Source organism: Sphingomonas sp. P4_D12 (assembly GCF_056401895.1).
Window position 1 is genome coordinate 628,427 of sequence record NZ_JBFUIL010000002.1, and the last position, 23,871, is coordinate 652,297.

17 protein-coding genes are annotated in these 23,871 nt (G+C 61.9%); 9 read left to right on the forward strand and 8 right to left on the reverse strand.

Annotation, left to right across the window (positions count from 1 at the left end):
- Window positions 1-39: 39 nt before the first annotated feature.
- Together AC1DSD_RS05570 and AC1DSD_RS05575 are read right to left on the reverse strand one after the other, a co-directional pair.
- Window positions 40-3,315: a PAS domain S-box protein gene (locus AC1DSD_RS05570; RefSeq protein ID WP_478028916.1), complete on the reverse strand. Its 3,276-nt coding sequence runs from the start codon at window positions 3,313-3,315 to the stop codon at window positions 40-42.
- 1,094 nt (window positions 3,316-4,409) lie between these two features.
- Window positions 4,410-5,717, reverse strand: coding sequence for an FAD-dependent monooxygenase (locus AC1DSD_RS05575; protein WP_478028917.1), 1,308 nt, complete (start codon window positions 5,715-5,717; stop codon window positions 4,410-4,412).
- Between the two features lie 88 nt (window positions 5,718-5,805).
- Here AC1DSD_RS05575 and AC1DSD_RS05580 point away from each other — a divergent pair, with 88 nt between their 5' ends.
- The 3 genes from AC1DSD_RS05580 to AC1DSD_RS05590 all read left to right on the forward strand — a co-directional run bounded on the left by AC1DSD_RS05580 (window position 5,806) and on the right by AC1DSD_RS05590 (window position 8,466).
- A complete protein-coding gene (locus tag AC1DSD_RS05580) occupies window positions 5,806-6,243 on the forward strand; it encodes a MarR family winged helix-turn-helix transcriptional regulator (RefSeq protein WP_478028918.1) in 438 nt (145 codons plus the stop codon).
- Window positions 6,244-6,535: 292 nt separating this feature from the next.
- Window positions 6,536-7,177, forward strand: a complete 642-nt coding sequence (locus tag AC1DSD_RS05585; protein ID WP_478028919.1) for a hypothetical protein — start codon at window positions 6,536-6,538, stop codon at window positions 7,175-7,177.
- 767 nt (window positions 7,178-7,944) lie between these two features.
- Window positions 7,945-8,466, forward strand: a complete 522-nt coding sequence (locus AC1DSD_RS05590; RefSeq protein WP_478028920.1) for a hypothetical protein — start codon at window positions 7,945-7,947, stop codon at window positions 8,464-8,466.
- 97 nt (window positions 8,467-8,563) lie between these two features.
- Here AC1DSD_RS05590 and AC1DSD_RS05595 read toward each other — a convergent pair whose 3' ends face one another.
- Window positions 8,564-8,941 carry a hypothetical protein gene (locus AC1DSD_RS05595; RefSeq protein WP_478028921.1) on the reverse strand — a complete coding sequence of 126 codons (378 nt, stop codon included), beginning with the start codon at window positions 8,939-8,941 and terminating at the stop codon, window positions 8,564-8,566.
- Window positions 8,942-9,208: 267 nt separating this feature from the next.
- Here AC1DSD_RS05595 and AC1DSD_RS05600 point away from each other — a divergent pair, with 267 nt between their 5' ends.
- The 6 genes from AC1DSD_RS05600 (at window position 9,209) to AC1DSD_RS05625 (ending at window position 17,021) form a co-directional block, all read left to right on the forward strand.
- Window positions 9,209-10,288 (forward strand): hypothetical protein, encoded by a 1,080-nt coding sequence (locus AC1DSD_RS05600; RefSeq protein ID WP_478028922.1) that lies wholly within the window; start codon window positions 9,209-9,211, stop codon window positions 10,286-10,288.
- 350 nt (window positions 10,289-10,638) lie between these two features.
- On the forward strand, window positions 10,639-12,420 hold the full coding sequence (locus AC1DSD_RS05605; protein ID WP_478028923.1) for an AAA family ATPase: 1,782 nt from the start codon (window positions 10,639-10,641) through the stop codon (window positions 12,418-12,420).
- Between the two features lie 314 nt (window positions 12,421-12,734).
- Entirely contained in the window at window positions 12,735-14,885 is a 2,151-nt protein-coding gene (locus AC1DSD_RS05610) for a TonB-dependent siderophore receptor (RefSeq protein WP_478028924.1), read from the forward strand.
- Complete coding sequence (locus AC1DSD_RS05615; protein ID WP_478028925.1) at window positions 14,885-15,190, forward strand: ketohydroxyglutarate aldolase; 306 nt, start codon at window positions 14,885-14,887, stop codon at window positions 15,188-15,190. The genes AC1DSD_RS05610 and AC1DSD_RS05615 overlap by 1 nt, the downstream gene beginning before the upstream one ends.
- Complete coding sequence (locus tag AC1DSD_RS05620) at window positions 15,187-16,707, forward strand: PepSY-associated TM helix domain-containing protein (RefSeq protein WP_478028926.1); 1,521 nt, start codon at window positions 15,187-15,189, stop codon at window positions 16,705-16,707. Before AC1DSD_RS05615 ends, AC1DSD_RS05620 begins: the two co-directional genes overlap by 4 nt.
- Complete coding sequence (locus AC1DSD_RS05625) at window positions 16,704-17,021, forward strand: DUF3325 family protein (protein ID WP_478028927.1); 318 nt, start codon at window positions 16,704-16,706, stop codon at window positions 17,019-17,021. Before AC1DSD_RS05620 ends, AC1DSD_RS05625 begins: the two co-directional genes overlap by 4 nt.
- A gap of 49 nt (window positions 17,022-17,070) precedes the next feature.
- On the opposite strand, the gene AC1DSD_RS05630 is transcribed toward AC1DSD_RS05625, so the two are convergent.
- The 5 genes from AC1DSD_RS05630 to AC1DSD_RS05650 form a co-directional block, all read right to left on the reverse strand.
- Window positions 17,071-18,084, reverse strand: coding sequence for an aldo/keto reductase (locus AC1DSD_RS05630; RefSeq protein WP_478028928.1), 1,014 nt, complete (start codon window positions 18,082-18,084; stop codon window positions 17,071-17,073).
- 80 nt (window positions 18,085-18,164) lie between these two features.
- Window positions 18,165-18,686, reverse strand: a complete 522-nt coding sequence (locus AC1DSD_RS05635; RefSeq protein ID WP_478028930.1) for a winged helix-turn-helix domain-containing protein — start codon at window positions 18,684-18,686, stop codon at window positions 18,165-18,167.
- A gap of 239 nt (window positions 18,687-18,925) precedes the next feature.
- The gene (locus AC1DSD_RS05640) at window positions 18,926-19,552 is read right to left on the reverse strand and encodes a response regulator (protein ID WP_478028932.1); all 627 of its coding nucleotides are present in this window, start codon (window positions 19,550-19,552) and stop codon (window positions 18,926-18,928) included.
- A 234-nt stretch (window positions 19,553-19,786) separates the two neighbouring features.
- Window positions 19,787-22,822, reverse strand: a complete 3,036-nt coding sequence (locus AC1DSD_RS05645) for a sensor histidine kinase (protein ID WP_478029025.1) — start codon at window positions 22,820-22,822, stop codon at window positions 19,787-19,789.
- 228 nt (window positions 22,823-23,050) lie between these two features.
- Window positions 23,051-23,869 carry an alpha/beta fold hydrolase gene (locus AC1DSD_RS05650; protein WP_478028933.1) on the reverse strand — a complete coding sequence of 273 codons (819 nt, stop codon included), beginning with the start codon at window positions 23,867-23,869 and terminating at the stop codon, window positions 23,051-23,053.
- Window positions 23,870-23,871 lie beyond the last annotated feature (2 nt).

Consider the following 23,871-nt stretch of genomic DNA (forward strand, 5'->3'; position numbering starts at 1 on the left):
TTATAGTACGACCGCGCCCAACCGTAGAGCCCGATGGCGCTAACCGAGCCGAGCCAACACTTCGCGCAACTCGCCCAGATCAAGCGGTTTTGGCAGCAGAAAATCGACATGCGCCGGCGCTTTTCCTCCCATCGCGAGACGCCGCCCCCAACCAGTCAGCAGCACCACCGGCGTCGCGGGGAACAAGTCCTTGGCCGAGCGCGCGACCTGGTTGCCATCGACATAAGGCATACCGAGATCCGTGATCACCACGTCGAACGTCTCGCCGGCAGCAAGCGCGGCGTGTAACGTGTCGATTCCGGCCTGCCCGCCGTCAGCCGCGGTGACGTCATGCCCCATGGTCTTGAGGACTGTTACAGTCGACGTCAGGACCGCGGGATCGTCATCGACGATCAGAAGACGCCGCGGTGTGTTGGCGGCTGGACCTTTGGTCGATTTGCGCGGCCGCTGCGTATCGCGAACCGCATCGAACTCCAGAAGGATACGCGTCCCTTTCCCGGGTGCGCTGTCGATGTTGAGTTCGGCCCTGTGGCGCAGCGCCACGCCTTGCACCATGGCGAGCCCCAGGCCCGTGCCGCGCTCGCCCTTGGTGGTGAAAAAGGGGTCCAGACAGCGACTGCGGATTTCTTCCCCCATCCCAAGGCCAGTATCGCAGACCTCCAGGCACACTCTGGGTCGGTTTTCGGTCCTGGCCTCGACGAACGTTTTGATCGTGAGCGAACCCCCTTCGGGCATCGCATCGACTGCGTTGAAAACAAGATTGGTCAACGCTTCCCGGAGTTCGGAGGCATTTCCCATCACTTGGGGAAGACCCGCATCGAGCTCGCTTGACACCTTGATCACCGTGCCGCGCTGTTGGGGCATGTCGCTCCATCGCGCGCGCGTCAGTTCAATTACCTGTGGTACCAACTCATTCAAGTCGAGCGGCGCGAGGTCGACGTCCTCGTCTCCCCGGTAGAAATCGCGCATCCGTCCGACCGTGGCGGCGACGTCCTTGGTCACCCTGCCGACCAACTCGAGATACTCGCGCACTTCCTGCGGCAGAGCGAGCTCGCGTTCGATGATTGACTGCGTATAGACAGCGACCGGCGAAATGGCGTTGTTGATGTCATGGGCGATCCCGCTCGCCATCTGCCCGATCGCACGCAGCCGTTCCTGTTCCAACACCGCCTGCTGCGTTTGCTTCAGGTCGTCATAGGCCCGTTGCAGACTGTCACGCAGCTGCGTCTGGTGCGCGGCAAGCGCGACATGTTCGCCCAATTGCCGGAGAAATTCGCAATCGGCACTGAGAAACGCCTCGGCGCTGAGGCGCGCGACCACGAGCACGCCGAACACTTCGTTCTCGATGGAGAGTGGCGCGATCACCAGCGAACGGAGGCCTTCGCGCGCGAGTCTCGCCGGAAACGGGAAATCGACCTCGGCCAGATCGGGCTCGTAGACCAGCTCGCCAGCGACGCAGCGCGATAGTCCGTTTCTGTCGATCGGAACCTCGCCTTTCTCGATCATCCCGAGTTCGCGACCGAGCGGCTCGCTTCCGACCCCGACATTCGCGACGGTCAGCATATGCGCAACGCGATCGTAACGGCAGATGCAGACGAAGTCGGCGGGAAGACGATCCTCGAGCGTTCGAACGACGACCTGGAAGATGCTTTGCACGTCGTGGCGTTGGCCGATCGCACGCGTGATCTGCTCGAGCAGGTGCAGTCGGTCGCGCTGCGTCTGGAGTCTCGTTTCGGCCACCTTGCGCTCGGTGATATCGCGGACGAAGGCGCTGAAGCTGAGCGCGTCGTCGGTGCCGATTGACGTGATCGAGAGCTCGATCGGAAATTCCTCGCCACCGCGACGAAGCGCCGCGAGCTCGATGCGCTTGTTCAATACGCTCGTCTCGCCCGTGGCAATATAACGCGCGAGCCCTTCGCGGTGGGCGCTGCGGAACCGCTCGGGCATGATAATCCCATCGACGCCACGCCCCAGCACTTCGGATTGCTGCCACCCGAAGATCGTCTCGGCCTGAGAGTTCCAACCGGTAATCAAGCCGGTGCCGTCGATCGTCACCACCGCGTCGAGTGCCGATTCGACGGTCAAACGGTTACGCTGCTCGCTGGCCCGTAGCGCATTCTCGGCGCGACGTTGCTCGGTGACGTCGGTCGAGATTCCGAATATCGCATAGACTTGGCCCGATTGATCCCTGAGCGGCGACTTCACCGAAATATAATGATGTGGTCCATCGGTCTGCGGCGCCACTTCTTCCTCGGTCAGCGCCTGCGCGGCATTCGCGACACGCCCGTCCATCGCCCGGAAGGCGTCCGCTTCTTTTTTGGGGAAGAGCTCGTGATCCGTCTTACCGGTGATTGCCGCTCGATCGAAGCCGAAAATCTCGGCATAGCGCTGATTGACCATGAGGTAGCGGCCTTCGAGATCCTTGACATAGATCACAGCCGGGCTGTTCTCGAAGATGGTTTCGATCAATTGATGGCTTTGCTGCTGCTCGGAACGCAATTCTCGATTGAGCGCGAGCAGTTCGCCTTCCGCGAGCCGGCGCCGGACGGTATCGGCGGCACCGATTTGCGTCAGATTGAACAGCAGCAGCACGTCGCCGACGACCTTGCCGAGATGAGCAACCATCGCGATAGAGTCGCTCGGCGAGCGCGAATAGAGCATGGCGAGATGAGCAAGAAGCAGCACGGTCGCGGACAGGGCGATCGCGTGAGCGATCTGGGACTCTTCGCGCTGCTTCCAATATGCCGCACCGACCACCAGCCATAACAGGGGCACCGCTGCGAGCGTCGGCCGGGTGATCCAAAGCAGACCGGGCGCGGTGTAGCGCGGCACGATAAGGAAAAACGCGGTCAATGCGCCGCCGAGCACCACCAAGCCCAACGCGAACAACCAGGCAAAAGCGCGTGGGCGATCGCGCAGCCATAGAGCGCCACCCACCCCGAGCGGTAGCAGGTATGCAGCCGGTCCCCATGTCCCGGCGCGCATTCGAACGTCGAGCTCGACCCCGCCGCCGAGCCAGCCGAGCACAGCCATCACGTGTAGCGTCTCCGCGATCGACAAGAAGGCAAAGGAAATCGCCAGCAACAAGGGCCAGCTCTGGTCGACGCGGCGGCTGATATCCCACAACAGCAGCGCAACCAGCGCACCGGTCAGCGCGACGCTTGTGTCGAGGACGGTATGAAGCGCCGGATCATGCGCGTCCCCCACAAATATCGCGATCGCTCCGGCGATGAACAGGGCCAGTGCTATCGAAAGGTTGTGGGCGAAGCTGAGGACGATCGGCGCCCGCGGAACGGACACGACGTCGGCGATCATGGTTTCGGTTCCTCCCACAGCTGCGATTTGCGCCGTCAGCTCGCCGGCAAGGCGTTCCGCCCCTGCTTCAGACTGCATCTATGCATAGCGGAAGTCGAGCCGGATTGGATCCGACTTGGTGCGATCGACGACCTCGATCTCACCAGCATTTGTGGTGACGGCATTTGCGGCGACGTGCGCATAAATTCCTAAATAATAATTCGGTATTGTTGCACCCGTTGCCGCAATTACCCCCAGTCCGTACCTACGTCTTGGATTGGTGGTTCGCGACCGTCCGCGCTCGGCCTCAAGACAGGCGAAGCAGACCGCCAGCGAGCAGGGTCACCCGAAGGGCGGAAGGTCCCGTTCCTTGTCTCTTCAAGGGAGCCGGATGAGCGCGTTCAATGGCTCGCCGCGGATTGCTCCCAACTCGGAACGGGTCACGGTCCTGCGGCTTATGCCATCAAGACAGGTTAGCGTTTTTCGATCGAAGCAAAATCTTGTGTCGTAATTAAATCGCCCTTAGTTGGGCCAACGATAGCCTGCCCGTGTTTGAACGCATCGTGCAAAGCTTCTTGATGAGTGGCGCACCATGCGCCGAATAAAACTTTCGTTATCCATCGAAACTCGAACATGATTATTCTCCGCTTAGGATAGCGGGAGCGCAGTATCTGTCTCTCAGGCGTCAGGTTGCCGATAAATTGGCTGACGATACCTGATTATACGAACCCGCGTCATGAAGGTTGCATGAATGGGCAGGTTTATCCTCCAGGATGGATCGCTTCCCACGCCTCTTGCCGGTCGGCCAGTGCCGCGAGCTGACGCCACCTCAACGCCATGTTGAGATACTCGTCCCCCAGCGCCTGCGTGGGACAAAGAAGCGCTATGCGCTGCAGGCTATCGGCCTTCGCAAGGCATTCAGCGGCGCTCAGCATACATCACAATAGCGCGAACCTATCGACCCTGGGACAGCGGAGCGTACGAGCGGATGGCGGGCCTGGCCAGCTTTGAGCGAGCGCGGGTCAGCACTGAACGCGACAACAAATGGGCGCGCCGCCAGTTGCAATCCTATCGTCGCCATTTTGCATCGGCTTCCGTCACCAATTCCAACGCGACTATCCGATTGCCGGGACGTGCACGACATCGTGCCCATGATAGGAGGCAACCTCCACTCCGCCCACCTCTGCAATATAGCCGTCGGGGCGCACGAGGACGTGGTCGCCGTCGGCGCTCATGATTTGCGTCGCGCCACCGTGACGCATGGCTTCATAGAGGCGCCGCCCGTCCGCCAGGCGCCGATCGGGAATGCGATCGCCCAGCCTCAACTGGCCGGACGCCGTTCCCGTCGCCAGGGGACCGCCATTATAGCTCAGGCCGAGCTGGTTGGTGAGATCGCCGCGGGATTTTGAGACTGTCGAATGCATCTCTCCGGTAAGCTTCAGCATGGCCGCCGCGATCGGCAGCCTTTCGGCCTCATACGTATCGAGGATTCCCTCATCGCGAGTCCTGATCGCCGAGACCAGCTTCCATCCCAGATTGAAGGCATCCTGCATCCCGGTATTGAGCCCCTGCGCGCCCGATGGTGGATGGATGTGCGCGGCATCGCCGGCGATGAACACGCGTCCCACGCGATAGCGATCGACCATCCGCGTCTGGTGGCCGTAGCGCGATTGCCAGACAACGCGACGCACCGTCTTGCCGGTCATCCGGGCAACCCCCGCCTCCAGGCCGTTGGCCGCGATCGATTCAGGTGCCTGGAGCTGAAAGAGCTCGCCCCCGGGGAGCGGCGCCAATGTATGCAATCCTCCCCGCCATAACGGATAAGCGTGCCAAAACGCCGGATCGAGGCCGTCGATCTCCAGATCCGCGACGATGCTCGTCTTCGCATCCACCGTGGAACCCAGCAGCTGCAGGCCGAGCAGTCGTCGGGTCGTGCTGCGTCCTCCGTCGCAGGCGACGACAAACGCCGCGGTCACGGCCTCTCCGGTGGCCAGCGTTACCCGTACGTCGCCCGGCGTCTGGGCGAGTGCCTCTATCCCGGCGCCAAGCTCGACTTTTCCTCCCAATGCCTCGACCCTGGATCGAAGGATTTCCTCCGTTCGCCACTGGGCGAGCATCATCAGATTTGGGTAGGGCCGGTCTTCGGTCGGGGGCAGATGCGTGCCCAGCGACCAGGCCTTTATCCCGATCGGCCCGAAGTGCAGCTTGATGAACGGGTACAAAGTCCCGCTCGCCATGATCTCGTCGGCGAGTCCCGCCATGTCCAGCAGCTCGATCGAGCGCGGCTGGATGCCTTTCCCGCGCGAGCCGGAGAAATATTCCGTGGCACTATCGACGATCCGCACATCGATATCGCGACGCAGAAGTTCGATCGCGAGGGTGAGCCCGGTGACGCCCGCGCCGACGATCAGAACCTGCGGCATGGGGTCTCCAAGATATATGCATTTACCACATATATCCCCTAGCGACGCCGGTATTGCGTCGCAAGATAAATATGCATAACGCATATAAATGGACTGGCCGGATCGTCTCCACCGTTCGCTGATCGCCGTCGCGGACCTGATCAACCGCCTTGACGTGGATGCGCGCCTGCTCGCCGCCGCGGGCGTCAAGCTCGACCGCGCGCTATTCCCGCTGCTGGCGCGCGTGGCGATGACTCCCGACATCAATGTTGCCGAAATGGCGAATATCGTCGGGCGGGATCATTCGACGGTGAGCCGCCAGGTGATAAGGCTGGAGGAACTCGGGCTGATCGTTCGGCTTCCCGACCCTGACGACAGCCGATCGCGCCGCCTGGTGCTAAGCGCCCAGGGTCGGGAAATCATGGCCAGGATAGCCGAAATTCGCCGCCAATGGATGGAAGCGCACTTCCAAAGCTGGCGCGCGAACGATCGCGATCGATTGGTTCATCTCATCGAAAAGATGGTCGAGGGGGGCGATCCTGGGTGAGGGGACTCTCAATGTGACGGCGGTGAACAGGCCGCTGGCACCTGAGGGTCGCTATGGGGAAGTCGGTTTACGGCACTCGGGCTTGGCGTCACGCGCTACTCGCTGTCGGCGCCGTGTAGTGACGGCAATGCGCCCCAAATCGAATGTTCGAACATGTTTGCGCTCATTCCGAAAGCCGACGCTTGTTCATGTAGGTAGGGACGATCCAAACTGGCTGGAAAGCTGCCACGAGCCCCCTTAGTGTCGCCGCATGAGCAAGCCTGATGCTTTTGGCGCTCGCATGGGGGGATGAATGTTACGCACCGGTCTTATCGTCTTGTCGGCGACCATCGCGGCCCTGGCGGCCGGCTCGGCTGACGCCAAGCCATCCGTTGGCGACGCTTCGCAGTGCGAACTCCACATCTGGCCGACCGAAACCTTTTGGGGAATTCCGTACAAGGTCGGGTACATCACCGGGCGGGCCTCGAAGGATGAGATCGTCGGGTCGATGGAAAGTCTCGTCGGACCGTCGGCGCAGCTTGCCGCCTTGCGCGACGCCGATCCGGTTCGTGCGCTGGGGCTGCCGGCCGGCACGCGGATCGTCGAGCATCAGGAGATCCTCGACCGCAAGACGGTCACCAAGATACGGACGCGCCGGGCGCAGTCCACCTCGCCCTGTTATTCGGAACTGATCGTCCTGCAGCACTTCCTGACCGAAGACATCGTCTGGGGCGACCGTTTCGGCTCCGCGTTCATGTTCCGCAATTTCGGCGACAAGCCGGAAGCACGCGGGTCGATCAAGGGCGTGGGCGGCAACAAGCTGAAGGTGCTGACCCTGCCCGAGGCAGCGCGTCCGGCCAACACGGCCGAACTGGTCGCGACGGCATTGAAGGGCAACTTCCTGGAATTCGCGAAAAATGCCCACTCGCAAATGGCGGCCGGTTCCGCGCGATAGGTCATTATTGTGGCGCCCGTCGCCGTAATTCCCAGTATTGTGGCGCCCGTCGCCGTAATTCTGTCGCCGTAATTCCCGTAAGGATCACCAGACCGTGCGGACGCGCTGGTTTGGGCGCTTACCGAGTTGATGCTCGGCGGCACCTACGCGCCGGATTATGGCGTTGCAGCCCCCTCATTCACTAATCCGTTTTGGGGCGAGTTTTGCTTGATAACCTAACGATTTAACGCATCCTCGCCATTGCCGAGTCTCGGCAAGCAGGAGAGTGATATGATTAAATATCTGATCTTGGGCATCGCGCTGACCGCCTCGCTTTCGTCGCCTGTCGTAATCCCAGCCTCTGCGCAACAGCGAGTGCCGATAGATCCGAGCGGGGACTTAGCTGAATTCACGGCCTATGCGCATGCAATGTGCGATGGATCGACATATTCCAACTGGGGGTACTCATCCTCGGAAGAATGCTTCGCCGACATCATGGCGCAAGCGCCGTCTGACGGCGGCGTCGCGCCGAGCATCATCAGTCTACCAGGCGGAAAAACTTGCACATATCCAGGTGCCGGAGCCAGCCACTTTCCCAGCGGCGGTTGTTAATCGAGACTTATCGACATCATTATCTTTTACGGTGACGGGTGCATAAATCCCTAAAAATAATTCGGGATCGTTGCACCCGTCACCGTAATGTCGTGCTCGCGGATACCCGACGCAACCTGTACGTTCTACGAGCCGCCTGATGGCGATTGACCTGGTGAAGACTGAAAGACACCATCATGATGGACGAAGCCGAAATCATAGCCATCATTGAGGAAGGTACACATCATCGCGGCTGGATTAGCAATTCATACGCACAGGTAGAGTTCCTTCTCGGCGACCTTATTGAGCGATGCCGTGCCTTCCCAGAATATAACGAGTTCACGGCCACGATCAGCCACAGCGCGGGCAAGAGAGTGTCGAAGATTCGGTCCATGCTGACTCTGGAAGGGCCGCTTGCCCCCTATTCTGCCCAGATCACCGGCGTGCTCGACGCTTTCGACGGTAATCACGAAGTTCGTAACCTGCTTGCACACGGCTTTTGCACGTTCCATCACACACCGACCGGCGATGCGGGTCTAGTGTTCCGCAAGTTCGAACGCGGTGACGTGGCGAACGGGGAAGACCCGGACATCCTGGTCCAACGCACATTCCGCCTCATTGATCTGCAATATCACCGGACGCAGTTCGTCGCCCAATCGCACGACGCGTTGCAGACCTTTCTGCAGATACACGCTGACCTGGGATGGGTCGGACTCTAATCGACTAAGCAGGCAAATTACGGTGACATGTGCATAAATACATAAATAATAATTCGGTATTGTTGCACCCGTCACCGTAATCTCACAACTTAGATCATTAAAGTGGGATGCATGATATAGCGATTGGGCTGGTGTAAATCGCGCCTTGCGCTCTGGCTTGTGCATCTCGGTCGGCGGCATCAGCCAACATGGCGCGTCTTGCCGCATCGCATCGCGCCTTCGTGGGGTATTTGGTTCCTGACGCCCCCATAGCACCAGCGCCGACTAACTCATAAGTTAACCCTGGCGAGGCTGGTGGAATGGCCGCGGCCTTGGCCTCACTCGTTTTCACTTGGTCGATAGTCTGCTGTTGTTTTTGCTCCAATGCCCGAACGCGCTCGCGCAGATCATCGACTTCAGACTTGTCGGCATACTGCGGCTGCTGCTGACAGCCTGACAACAGCGCGCCAGCCATAATCATCGTTGCCATTTTCATCCGCCCGCTCCCTTGAGCCGAGATTATCAGGCGCGCGACATGAGTCTATCCCGACACGAACGGCATATGACCGCCGTCTGCCAGGATGTTCCGGAATCGCTCCCATTCGGCCAAGGCTTGCTCCAACGAACGGTCCTGCAAATAGTCCCCGCTTGCATCTGTTTAAATTTGCGGTGACATGTGCATAAATACCTAAATAATAATTCGGTATTGTTGCACCTGTCGCCGTAAGCCTGTCGCCGTAATTGCAGTTAGTTGGGGCAAGGGATGTTTAGTCCAAAAACAGTTTTCGTGCTCGGTGCGGGAGCAAGCGTCGATCTGAATCTGCCTACTGGCGATACGCTCCGCACCGAGCTCATGAAGGTGCTCGACCGAGACTCGAACGACCATACGTTTACAAACGAGCAGTTCGACCGGGCGGTTAGAGCCCTTTGCAGTGCCAAGGGCGCTACCAATAGTGGGTTGCGTTACAGTGAATGCGGAAAGGCCGCTGCCCGGCTACGATACGCCCTTCCGCTGGCAGTCTCCATCGATAACTTGCTACATACTCACCAAGACGATGAGTTAATGGTCCAATTGGGCAAGCTCGCAATCGCCACGGTCATCCTAGAAAAAGAGGCGGCAAGCTATCTCCGACCTCAAAAGTCGAACATGCGTGGCGATGTCGAGCTAGCGGTTACGAACACGCCGAATATGCTCAAGACATGGTACTTGCCGCTCATGCGCTTGCTGGTGACCGGGCGCACCGTCGCTGAGATCGGCAGGATTTTTGAGAATGTCGCATTCGTGGTGTTCAATTACGACCGCTGTCTCGAACACTTCCTTGTGAACGCGCTCATGAACTACTTCCACGTTGATCCAAGAGTGGCGATAGAGCAGGTCAACAAGCTCACTATCGTCCATCCCTATGGGCAAGTCGGCCATCTCAAATGGCAGAAGGACGCCGAAAAACACGTGGTTTCGTCTTTTGGTAATTCGGAGGGCAAGCTGATTGAGATATCCGACCAAATCCTAACTTTCACTCAGTCAGCCGACACAGGGGTGCGTCAGCAAGCGAAGAACCTCATTTTGGGTGCCGAGACCCTCGTTTTTATGGGGTTTGGTTTTCTGCAACAGAACGTCGAATTGCTAACCGTAGATGGCCAATCCGCTGCGACAAAGGTGTTCGTGACGACGAAGGGCATCGGTGACGACGATGTTGAAATTGTTCTTCTAGAAATCCGACGGATGATTAAACGGAGAGTCGCGGAGCTACAGTTCGAACGCGACGGCTATTTCCGGCCCTTTGTCGAACGTCAAACCTGCCGCGATCTCATGGATCGCAACTGGCTTCGGCTCACTCACTAGGTCCACCTCGCCTTTGCCTCTTCATCGTCTAGTGCACATCGATGTGACGAAGTTGTCTCGTGCCTGATTAAACCGGCACGGATCTCCCAAGTTCGTCTTTCGACACATCGACACTGGCTGGCCGTTTTGCCGCTGCTTCTCTCCACGAGGCGTGGTGCTTTGGGCGTTCCCGGACCACCAAGGCGAAATGATCATGAGGATCGAGGCCGCCCCCGCCCGAGCATGCTATTTTGTGCCAGTCTAAACTGGCACGCATCTTCCCTCATTGTGGCGTCGAGATTGCATCGTCGCCTCAGTCACGCCAAGCTGCACTATCCTTGATTTGATGTATTAACCGAAAAGGTGGGCCGGTGGGAGAATTATCTAGGTTTGGGGTCAACATTACGCCGAATCCTGCGGGGTATAAGTCTATCAAAACGCTTCAATGGAGAGACGTTCCAGGGTTTTCGATACTAACCGGCCGAAATGGTTCGGGAAAGACCCAGCTACTTGAGATTTTGGCTTATTATTTAACGGGAACACGCCCCAACCAAGGCGGGTTTGAAGTTAACGTAGCAATAGACGGCTTAGCTCTAGATGCCGATGAAGTAGGATTCGTCCCAAGTACAGGCCGCTTCAGCGGCGGCGGATCATCGATAGAACACATGCAGAATATGAGGCGGAGTTTCTACCAACAAGTCCGGCAAATGCACAGCTATCAGCACGATCCGGCGCAGATGGCTAGAGCGCGACGTGCTGAGAAATTGCTGGGAGGGCAGAATTGGGAAGTTGTAACTAATAACGGACAGCGAAGCTTTTCTGAAAACGAATTTGATGATCTTTTGGTAGATGTGGATGTTTCTGCGAGTCTTGCAACTATTTTTGTCGCATATAGGGTAAAGAGGGCCGAGGCAATTGAGCGTGGAGCACCTGGTGTTGGCAAAGACGGGAAATCAATTGGACCAGCGCCCTGGGATATTGTCAATGAGTCATTGCAGGTTGCCGGATTTCCCTATGTTGTTTCGGATCCAACGAGAATATCGTTTACTGATTACTACGAACTTTCTCTTGTTGATACGACGTCTGCGTTGGAAATACGTCCGAGCGATCTCTCTTCTGGCGAGCAAGTACTTTTGCAGCTCACGTTGTGGTTATTCAGCTCCGCAAAGGATGGCGTCTTTCCGAAACTCTTGCTCCTAGATGAGCCCGATGCCCACTTGCACCCATCTATGACGGTGCAGTTTCTTGATGTGATATCGGAGGTGCTCGTCAGGAAACATGGAGTTCGCGTAATAATGACGACGCACTCCCCTTCAACAGTGGCGCTCGCCCCGGAGGGGGCCGTGTTTCAGATGGAGCGCGGCAGTCCAGTTGTTTCGCCGGTTACGGATCGAGCGGCTACAATCAACGTGCTGACCGCCGGCCTTGTCACGGTAAGTGCGGCGACGCGCTTCTGTTTCGTCGAGGACGAGGACGACGTCGCGTTCTACAACGCGGTGCTCGATATCCTGTCTGATGCGGGGCCGAGCAAAGACCCGTGCGCCATACGCAGCTCGCCGTCTCTTGTCTTCATTGCTGCCTCCGTAGGGCGAGGAGTCGGAAAGATCTCTGGTGGTAAGACGATTGTTGAGAAATGGGTTGATAAGCTCGATGCCCCGCCATTGAGTACAACGTTCGTAGGCGTGATGGATCGAGATCTAGGCAATCAACCGACCAACCGCGTCAGGGTGATTGGACGATACAGCTTTGAAAACTATCTGCTCGACCCGATCAACGTCTTTGGGCTCTTGCTCGAAAACGGCACCGCGCCTGCCATAAACGATGTCTCGGTAACCTCGGGCGATGAGCACCTCTTGCGGTTATTATCCCCGGCCGCGCTCCAGGCAATCTCTGACGCTGTTACCGAAAAGGTTCAAACATCGAGCGCTTCCCTGATTGTAGAGCCCCGGGTACAAGTCGAATACACTCGGGGAAGTGTTATTGAAGTTCCGGCGTGGGTCGTTAATCATCGGGGGCATGATCTCCTAGCGATGTACCAGCGAGCCTGGGGAGGTCATCAACTGATCAGTCCGCCCAGATTGGTTCGGTCGCTAAAGCGTGTCCGACTTATACCGCGGGAGTTGGCCGCGCTGTATTCAGATCTCCAATCTTAACATAAGGTGGCGCCTCTCCCTAAGCGATGCGCGGGAAGCGTCTGCTTCCGGCGCTGCAGAACCGAGAACCGGTTGTTCGGCAATCGACGCAGAGCTAGGCGTTAAACAAAGCTGCCCGTCCCGATTATTTTCTGCGGTCTCCTAAGCGACTGCAATTGACCGGCAAAACCAATCGCGAGTTACGCTACCTGTCGGCACTGTCGCCACCAGAGCCGTTGACGTGCGGCTAGCCAATTTATTGATAATGACATTGACTCGCAATAGCGACAATCATACGAGCCGCGCTTCCCGAACGCATCATGGAAGGCTCGTCGATGACCATTGCCCGCAGGCACCTCGCTCTCTCTGCCGTGTTGGCGCTGGCGTGGAGCCATCCGGCCTGGGCTGCCGGGCCGGAGGACGAAACCGACGATCAGGCGAAGGCGGAGATCGTCATCACCGGTACGCTGGCGGCGAATCAAAGCGCGTCGTCGACCGGGCTGCCGCTGACGCTGCGCGAGACGCCGCAATCGGTGACCATCATCGACCGCAGCCGGATCGACGATTTCGCGCTGACCAACATCAACGACCTGCTCGACCAGGCGGTCGGGATCAATGTCGAGCGGGTCGAGACCGACCGCACCTATTTCAACGCGCGCGGCTTCGACATCACCAATTTCCAGGTCGACGGGATCGGCATGCCCTTGCTGTGGGGGCTGCAATTCGGCGCGCTCGACACGGCATTGTGGGACCGGGTCGAGACGGTGCGCGGCGCCAATGCGATCATGACCGGGATCGGCAACCCGTCGGCGACGATCAATTACGTGCGCAAGCGGCCGACCGAGGACTTCCAGGCCTCGGCCTCGGTCATGGCGGGGTCGTGGAACCAGCTGCGCTTCGAAGGCGACGTGTCGGGGCCGCTCGACTCTTCGGGCAATGTCGCCGCGCGATTGATCTATGCGCACGACAATCGCGATTCCTGGCTCGACTTCAACCACGTCAACCGCAACGTCTATGGCGGCATCGTCTCGTGGAAAGTCACGCCGCGCCTGACCGCGACCGCCGGCTATACGCGTCAGGAAAACCATGCCGACGGCGTGATGTGGGGCGCGTTGCCGCTGACCTATAGCGACGGGACGCGGATCGATTATCCGGTCTCGGCCTCGACCTCGGCGCCCTGGACCTATTGGAACGTCACCGATCAGAGCGCGTTCGGCGAGCTTGCCTATGATCTGGGCGGCGGCTGGTCGGCCAAAGGCGTGTTCACCTACAAGCGCTTCGAGGAAGAAGCGAAGCTGCTCTACGCCTATAATTTCCCCGACCGCGCGACCGGGCTGGGCGTCGCGGGCATGTCGGGCATCTATCCCTCGACCTACGACCAATATCTCGGCGATTTCTACGCCTCGGGCCCGTTCACGCTGTTCGGGCGCCAGCACCAATTGGCGTTCGGCGTCTCGACCGCGCGCTCGCATGGCCGCGAGTGGGAGAATTTCTCGACCGACGTCATCGCCTTTCCGGCGGTCGGCGACTGGGGCAAGACGATCGTCCCCGAGCCGAGCTATCCGGGCGCCTATCTCGCCGCCGATTATACCGACCGGCTGACCCGCGCTTATGGCGCCGCGCACCTCAACATCACCGATCGGTTCAAGGCGGTGGTCGGCGCCAGCGCGATGTGGCTCAAATCGACCGGCACTTCCTACGGCACCGACCAGTCGCGCGACGCGCATGCGGTCAGCCCCTATGCCGGCGCGGTCTATGACCTGACCGGCAACGTCTCGCTCTATGCGAGCTATACCGACATCTTCAATCCGCAGGTCGAAGTCGACATCGACAACCGCAAGCTCGATCCGGCGCGCGGCAGCAGCATCGAAGGCGGGATCAAGAGCGAGTGGTTCGGCGGCAAGCTCTACGCCACCGCGTCGCTGTTCCGCGCGAAGCAGAAGGGGCTGGCCTCGGCGATCGGTGCGTTCGGCGATCCCAACGGGCCGTGCGTCAACGGGCCGGTCGGCGGGACCTGCTACGCCGGCGTCGACACGACCTCGCGCGGGTTCGAGATCGAGATTGCCGGCAAGGTCACCGACAATTGGCGCGTGAGCGGCGGCTATACCGGGCTGGAGATCGAGGATCAGGCCGGCAACCCGACCCGCACTTTCCTGCCGACCAGGTCGCTCAAGCTGTCGACCACCTACACGATGCCGCGGCTCAACGACCTCAAGCTCGGCGCGCAGCTGCGCTGGCAGAATGCGATCCGCTACGCCGATGCCACGGTGCAGGCGATGGGCGTGGTCACCGGCGACGTCCTGCTGCGCCAGGACAGTTATGCGGTGCTCGACCTGATGGCGGGTATCCGGCTGCTCGATCACGTCCGCGCGACGGTCAATGTGCGCAACGTCACCGATACCAAATATCTCGCCAGCCTGATGTGGGGCCAGGCCTATTATGCCGCGCCGCGCAGCGTGGCGGTGACGATCGGGCTCGATTTCTGATGGCGGCGCGCGCGGTCGATCGGCGCGGCTGGCGCTATCGCGGCAACGTCGCCGCGCGTGTGCTTGCCGGGAGTTTGGGCGCTTATGGCGTCGCATCGTGCCTGGCGATGGCGGTCGCGCGGCTGGGTGCAAGCGGGCGGATCGACGGCGTGATCGCCGGGACCTTGTGCGCCTATCTGGCGGTGCCCGCGGTCGCGATCTGGGCGTTCCTCGCGCGCGGGCCGTGGCGGGCCTGGGGCGGAATGGTCGCGCTCGTCGCATTGTTCGGCGCGCTGGCCTGGATGATCGGACCGCCGGCGCGATGAGCGCGATCCGCGAGGGGGTGCGGCAGGTCATGGCCTGGCTGCACGGCTGGACCGGGCTGGCGCTCGGCTGGGTGCTGTTCGTGATGTGCCTAGCCGGCACGATGAGCGTGTTCAAGCCCGAGATCAGCCGCTGGATGCGCCCCGAAGCGACCGCCAGCGCGGGGCGGGTCGAGGCGATCAATGCGGCGACCCACTGGCTGGCGGCAAACGCACCCAAGTCGGCCGGCTGGTACCTGACCGCGCCCGACGATCGCGCCAACACTGTCGAGGCGACCTATGACAGCGGCGGCGACTATGTCGCGCGTGCGCTCGACCCGGTCAGCGGCGCGCCGGTCGCGCGCGAGACGTTGGGCGGGGAATTCTTCTACCGGCTGCATTTCGAGCTCGAACTGCCTTATCCCTGGGGGCGCTGGCTGGCGTCGATCGCCGCACTGACGATGCTGACGGCGCTCGTCACCGGGATCATCGCGCATCGCCGCATCTTCCGCGACTTCTTCACCTTTCGCCCGCGAAAAGGACAGAGGTCGTGGCTCGACGGGCACAATGCGCTGGGCGTGCTGGCCATGCCGTTCCACCTGATGATCACCTTCAGCGGGCTGGTCACGCTCGCGTCATTGAACATGCCCTGGGGGATCGTCGCCAATTACGGCAACGATCTGGCCGCGGCGTTTCACGACCTCACCCCGGGCGCGGTCGACCGGCCGGCGGCGGGACGTCCCGCGACGCTGGCGCCGATCGCGCCGATGCTGCGCGAGGCCGAGCGGCGGTTCGGCGGCGCGCCATTCTCTCGCGTGTCGGTCGCCAATCCCGCCGATGCCGCGTCGGTCGTCACCGTCTATCGCAGCGATGCCGCGCAGATCGGCGCGACCACGGCAGAGATCAGTTTCGACGGGCCGAGCGGGCGGGTGATCGGTGCCTGGGCCGAGACGCGGCCGGCGGTCGGCACCTATGCGGTGATCTATGGCCTGCACATGGGGCGGTTCGCGAATGGCGTGCTGCGCTGGCTCTATTTCCTCGGCGGCGCGATGCTGACCCTGGCGGTGGCGAGCGGGATGATCCTGTGGGTAGTCAAACGCCGCGAGCGCGCCCCCTTGTCGCTGGCGAACCGCGTCGTCGAGCGGCTCAATGTCGGGATCCTCGTCGGGGTGCCGATCGGTTTCGCCGCCTATCTCTGCACCAACCGGTTGTTGCCGCCGGGGCTTGCCGATCGCGCGCAACTGGAAGTGACGGTCGCGCTCGATGCCGCCGGTGTCGCGCTGCTCGTCGCGCTTGCCGCGCCGCCGCGTCTGGGGTGGTCGCTGCTACTGGGAGTCCTCGCGCTGCTCTGTCTCGCCGCGCCGGTCGTCGGCGGCGGGCTATCCTATCTGTCGCAGGCGTTGGCCCGAGGCGACGCCGTGTTGCCCCTGGCCGATGCACTGCTCATCGCCGTCGCGCTGGCCGCACTGGCCTGCATGCGGTCCGTCACGCGCAAGCGCGCCGACCTCCGCCGGCCGGCGCGGGCGAGGGCAATCGCATGACCTTCGCGATGATCGAATTCCTCGGCCTCTATCTGCTCGCCGCCTCGATGCAGCCGCATCGCGGCGTCCTGCTCGGCGGCTGGCGCAGCATCGCCTCACCCCGCGCGACGGTGATCGCCGGCTGGTCGCTTGTGGCGCTATCGCTGGGGCTCGCCGTAGCGGGGCGTCAGCCGACCGATATCGTGACCTGGTTCGGCTTGCTGCCACTGGCCTGCGGCGCGATCCTGCTCGGCCTGAGCTTCGCCCCGCATCTGGTGCGCGCGGCGATGATCGCGGGACTAGCGGGCGGCCTGGCCGCGATGATCCTGCACTAATCCCGTCACCCCCGCGCATGCGCTGCACCGGATCTCCGCGGCCGCCCCGTCAGGCGTCGCCTGGAATGGGCGCCTCCGGGTTGATGAGCCCCGCACGGCGCAACTCTATCCAGAAGTCCGCGGGCACAATCTCGTTCAGCGCGGCGCTGTCCTCGGCGATGCGGCTCGGGCGGCTGGCCCCGGGAATCACGGCCGCGACCGCCGGATGGGCAAGCGAGAATTGCAGGCCCGCCGCCTTCATGCTGATGCCGTATCGATCGGCGATCGCCTTGATCCGCGCGACCTTGTCGAGGATCGCGGGCGTCGCCGGCGCATATTCGAAGTTCGGCCCGCCGACGAGCGCACCCGAACTGTACGGGCCGCCGACGACGATACCCAGGCCGCGCGCCTCGGCCCTGGGCATCAGCCGCTGGAGCGCGCGATCATGGTCGAGCAACGTGTAGCGGCCGGCGAGCAGCGAGCCGTCCGGGCGCGGCCCGTCGAGGTCGAGCAGCAGCTCGATCGGCTCGACCCTGTTCACGCCGAGCCCCCAGGCCTTGATCACCCCTTCGCCGCGCAACCGGTCGAGTGCCTTGAACGCGCCCTTGCGCGCACTTTCGAACATCGACAGCCATTCGTCGCCATAGAAATCCTGCGCCACGTCATGGACCCAGACGATCTCGATACGGTCGGTCTTGAGGCGCTTCAGGCTATCCTCGATCGATCGCAGCGTCGCATCTTCCGAATAATCGTTCACGATGCGGTTGGGGCGACCATATTTGAACACGTCGCCCTTCTCGCCGAGATCGCGCGCGCTGACGTCCTCGACCTCGTCGAGGATGATGCGACCGACCTTGGTGCTGATGACATAGTCGTCGCGTGGACGCGCCGCGAGCGCCTCGCCCATGCGGATCTCGGCCAGTCCCGCGCCGTAGAAGGGCGCATTGTCGAAATAGCGGATGCCGTCGTTCCACGCCGCATCCACGGTCGCGAGCGCTTCGTCTTCCGGGATGTCGCGGAACATGTTGCCGAGTGGTGCGGCGCCGAAACCGAGCCGGCTCGGAAGGATCTGCTTGAGAGACATGGTTTCGCTCCATTTCGCTGCGGCGGTCGGGTTGCGGCAGCCGCCCGAATATTGCTCCCCTCGCGCGAATGCCGCCTCTTTCATCCTCCGGCCGACGAGATTTCCGCGAGATGGTGCCGCAGGGCATTGATGGTGTCGAGTAACTCGACCAGGCTGGGCACCTCATCCGGGCGGTGGCGGCCCCAAGCCGGTCCGGGCGATCCAGTCGCACGCACCGGCGCGATGAAGCGATAGCCTCTACCGACGACGGTCGCGATAAACCGCGGCACGCAAGGATCGTCCTCTAGGGCTCGCCGCAGGCCGGCCACATTGACCTTGAGATTGGTCTCTTCGACGTAGATGTTCGGCCAGACCCGCGAGATCAGCGTGCGCTTGTCCACCAGTTCGCCCGGTTTCTCGACGAGGGCCGTTAGGATGTCGAGGGCGCGCCCCCCGATCTTGACCCGCGCCTTCCGCTTCAGCAGCAACTGCTGTTCCGGCCTCAGAAGAAACGGGCCGAATGCAAAGCAGCGTTGCTCCGGCCCGGCGTGGTCGAAATCGGATGCGTATTCCGGCGAACGGGTCATCCCGGGAAGAGCTTCGGAAGCGGCAGTCGTCGGCATTTCGACACTCCTCGGGGCTTGGCGCATGGCTGACCGATCGGCATCTGGCCCATTACTGGAATGCGTTCGACAGTGGCGCCCTATCCGATAGCGGCAGGATAAGCTTCGGTTCCAACATCGGTCCATGGCCCAAACCGGGTAGGCGCCAGAATACCCATTTGGGTGACGGCACATGTCTGGCGCACGAAGGTCTTCGGCCAGTCGAAATCGCTGCCGGTCGATAACCGTCAATGGAATGGCTAGAGTTCGATGATCCCTCGCTTTGCGGCAACCGTCACCGCATGCGTTCGGTCTGCGACCCCGAGCTTGGCGAAGATGCGCTTGAGATGCGCCTTTACCGTATCCTCCGAAACGCCGAGCCTCCAGGCGATCCGCTTGTTCGGATTGCCGGCGGCCACCAGCGACAGAATCTCGATTTCGCGCTCGGTCAGGGCGTCGCCGATCGCATGCACCGCGATCTGCGTCGCGACCTCCGGAGGGATATGGCGTCCGCCGCCATGTACGGCGCGGATCGCGTCGATCAGGTCGGTTCGCATCGCGCTCTTGAGCAAATAGCCGTTGGCCCCCGCCTTGAGCGCCCGCAATGCTTTCGCGTCGCCGACATAGGTCGTCAGCACCAGGATACGCACCTGCGGATAGTCTCGACGGATCGTCTGGATCGCCTCGACTCCGTCGATGCCGGGCATTTGCAGGTCCATCAGCACCACGTCGGGCTTGGCGGCCGCGATCGCGGCGATCGCGGCGGCGCCGTCACCCGCCTCCGCGACCACGACCATATCCGGCTGCCGCGTGATCGACCCGACGACTCCGTCGCGCAACATCGGGTGATCGTCCACGATCATCACGCGGATGGGATTGGCGGTCACTGAGTCATCCATCGCTGCGTTCCCTCGCGAACCAACGCCGCCAGGCTAGCCGGATCGGGGCGTGATGTGTCGGCATGGGCAATGCCGGCCCCCGACCGTCACTTCGACTAACGTATCCTGGACTTAGCGCCTTCGCCTCCCGCGCGTCGACAGCCAGCACCCGCCCTGGGCCGTCACACTACCAGAATTAACCCCGCTTCACGGAGATGAACAACCGCATGCCGCCTCGCGTCATCACGCTCCACGCCCTTTGTGATGGCGCTTCACCGCGGACCGACGCCACCAGGCCAGCCATGTCCACCGGGGTCTGTCGGCATAGGCGATTTCGGCCGCGACCTTCATTTCTACCGACGTCCCGCCTGCCGGATCGGTGGTAATGGCCAGTCGCCCGCCGATCTTCTCCGCCCGCTCGCGCATGCCTACCAGCCCGAAATGGCCGGCGACGCTGCCCTGGGCGACGATCTCCGGCGCGATACCGATGCCGTCGTCGACGATGCGCAAGACCAGTGCTTCGATGCCGTAAGCAACCGTGATCGAGACTTTGCGCGCGTGCGCGTGGCGGGAGACGTTGAACAATGCCTCATCCGTGATCCGCAGCAATTCGTCGGCAATGGCGGGATAGATCTCCCGTTGCGGCCCCTCGACGCTTACGCGAATCTCGATCTTGTCCGGCAACAGGAGCCGCTCGGCGGTGCGGGTAATGACCTCGGACAAGCTCTGGGCCCCGCTCCATCGGCGCAACTCGTGAATGCGGTCGCGCCCTTCGACCACGACGGCGTCCGCACTGTCCAGCGCGTCCAGCATGTCGCGGTGCGCCGGCTGGATCGCGGCTATGTCCTGCGCGATGTTGCTGAAGCGCATGATCAGCCCTTGCACGCTCTGCAGCAGGGTATCGTGCAGCTCGCGCGCGATGCGATCGCGCTCGTCCAGCCGCTCGATCATCCTCGCCCGGATACGCTCGGCGACGGCGCGTAATCGCAGCGAATAGGCCAGCCACAGCAGCGCCAGCACCAGCACCACCCACAGCAGGTAGAACGGCCAGCTCTGGAAGAAAGTCGGCGGGATTTCGAACTCCAGCGTCGCGCCCCGTCGATTCCATACGCCGTCATCGTTCGCAGCCATCAGGCGGAACCTGTAGCTGCCCGGCTTGAGTCCGGTGTAGAAGGCCTCGCGGCGGGTGCCCGGGTCGACCCAATCGTCGTCCACGCCCTCCAACTGGTAACGGAACCGCACGCGCGACGGCACGGACAGGCTAGGCGCGGTATACTCGATCTGCAGATTGGATGTGCCCTTGGGCAACTGAACGGGCGTAGCAGCTGCATAGGTCCGCCCCCCCGAAACCAGGGACTTGATGATCACTGGCGGTGCGAGCGAATTGAAGGACAGCCGCTTGGGGTCGATGCAGGCAATGCCGAGCCTCGTCACGAACCAGAGACGCCCGTCGGAGGCCTCCATCGCCGTTTGCGACGAGGAATCCTGCTGCGCCACGCCGGGCATCCCGTCGTCGCGATCGAACACGCGCGCCTTCAGCGGGCGGTCGATATGCGCGAACGCATCGTCCAGGTCGGCGCGCTCGATCTTGACCACGCCGGCGACGGCGTTGAGCCAGAGGTCGCCTTCGGACGTTTCGACGATCCCGGCTGTCCGGCTCAAATACGGGTGCACGTCCGACCTGAGGGTGATGAAGCGCCGGCCGTCGAACCGCGCCAACCCGAAGTCGCCGCCGGCATAGACATGCCGTCCCCGGACGGCCATCACCACGACGGTGCCAAGCGCAAGATCGTGGCGCGCGGAGAACACACGACGGGCGGAGCCATCGACCATCTCGATGCGGTCGCCTTCCGCGATCCATATCCGCCCGACCCCGTCGCGGAGCATCTGCATCGGCAGAATGCCTGGGGTGGCGAGGCGTGGCTCAGCCCTCCAGCCATGGCCTATCCGACAGAACGCTCCTTCTACGGACGAAACGCAGATCCGCCCCGCGGCCATTTCGAGGAGAGCAAACGGCCTGCTCCTCGCCCAGGGCAGCGGCACATCCCGTACCGTGGCGCCCGACAGAACGCCCAGCGTTCGGTCCGTGCCGATCCAGGTGCGCGACAGAGCATCCGTATGTAATATCAATGGCCGCCGTGGCAGGCGGACCAGCTTTTGGGCGGCATGCTCCGAACTTGCTTTGAAGAGAGCGTCGTTCGACGTCACGTACATCGAGCCCGCAGGACCTGCCGCTATCCGGAAACCGTCGCGCGAATCCATAGGAAGCCCGGTGGCCACGACCGCGCTCGTCTCGCGAAACTGGTCGAGGCCGAGGTTGGTCCCCACCCAGACATTGCCTTCACGGTCCTGCAGGATCGGATTGGCGAGGTTGGAGGTTAGGCCACGCTCCGGGCCGAACCGCTCCGTCTTGGTATGAGCATCGAGCACGCCACCTCTCGAGCCGGCGCCGCCGAGACGGAAGAAGCCGCCACTCCCATAGGTTCCCCAGAGGCTACCGTGCCGATCGAAAAGTAGGCTCTGTGCTCGGGGATTGGGCGTTATCGGCGGCACGATCCAAATCGTCGTGGATTGGCCAGCCGATGCCATGATGCGCTGAAGACCGGGCCGGGCACCGGTGGTGAGCCATATCGCTCCATCCGGCGATTGCTTCAGCTTTGGTCTGTTCCCGGCTGAGGCGGCGACGCGCGAAAATCGATCGGCACCTGGACGCAGCACCTCGAGTTGGCCACCGGCCGCGACCCAGACCGACCCGTCGGCCGCGCCCAGGACGCTGGTTGCGGCGCCTGCAGCTACCCCGCGAGAAGGACCGAAAATCTCCCATCGACCCTGACGAAAGCGCGCGACTCCGCCTCCGTCATCCTCGCCCAGCGCCGCCCAGACGCCGCCTGCGCGGTCCTCGGACAGCTCCAACACGGGGACCGGCGGCAGGCCCAGGTCGAACGTGCTGAGGTGGCCCGCGCGGAGTCTTGCCAAGGCACCGGATGCAAAGCCAATCCAAAGGTCACCGGAGCGGGTGGCAACCAGGGAATTGACGTTGAGCGACGGAAGGCTCTCCCCTTTGAGGGGTTGGAACTTCTCGAAACTCGCTCCGTCGAACCGGTAGAGTCCGCCCCCCGTGCCCAGCCAAAGGTAACCGTCGTTCGTCTGGGCGAGAGCCCAGATCTCCGGCGGAGCTCCTTCTCTCGAGGTCCAGGCGGTATGCTGCAATTGTTGCAGGCTGCGCTGCCCGTCCGCCGCGCGCGCGTCGCACAGGCTTGCAAGGACGGGCGCAAGCATCCCCAACAGGAGGTATTTCCCAGCGGATGGCATGCCCCATATTTCACCCAAAGCGGACGCAGTGTCACGCTGGGGCGGAGGAGGGCCTGGTTCTCATCAAATGCGTACGAATTTCAAGGAGGGTTTGAGCTTCGTGTTGGTTCCTTCGTCACAACGCGAAAACCCGAACCCTCCTCAGTTTAAATCCCCAAAATCTCGGTCGTAGGCGATGATGGATGGGAGATGTCGTCAAGACCTGATGAACGCGAGCAGGTCGGGGTTGAGCACATCCGCATGCGTGGTCAGCATGCCATGGGGGTAGCCGGGATAGGTCTTCAGCGACCCGTTCTTGAGCAGGTCGACCGCACGCGGCACCGAGCTTGCGAACGGGACCACTTGGTCGGCCTCGCCATGCATCACCAGCACCGGCACGGTGATCTGCTTGAGGTCGTCGGTATAATCTTCCAGCCAGGAGTCGACGGTGACGTAGTGAGCGAAGGCACCGCCGGACATGCCCTGGCGCCACCAGTTCGCGATGACCGCCTCCGAAGGCTTCGCCCCATCGAGGTTGTAGCCATAGAACGGGTTCTCGGGAACGAAACGGAAGAACTCGGCGCGATTAGCCAGCATGCCGGCCTTGATCGTTTTGAACCACTCCGGCGGCTGACCCGCCGGGTTGTCCTCGCTCCGATACATATTCGGCGTCAGGGACGCGACCAGCACCGCCTTCGCGACGCGTTCCTGGTGACGAGCGACATAGCGAGCGACCTCACCGCCACCGGTCGAATGTCCGATATGGATCGCGTCGCGCAGGTCGAGATGTTCGGTCAGCGCCGCCAGGTCGGCGACCCAATGGTCCATGTCGTTACCTGTGCTGGGCTGGTCGGACCGGCCATGGCCGCGCCGGTCGTGGGCGATCACCCGATAGCCATGCTGCAGGAAGAACATCATCTGGGCGTCCCAGTCGTCCGCCGTCAGCGGCCAGCCATGGCTGAACACGATCGGCTGACCCGATCCCCAATCCTTGTAGTAGATGTTGACGCCGTCTTTGGTCGTGATCGTAGGCATTG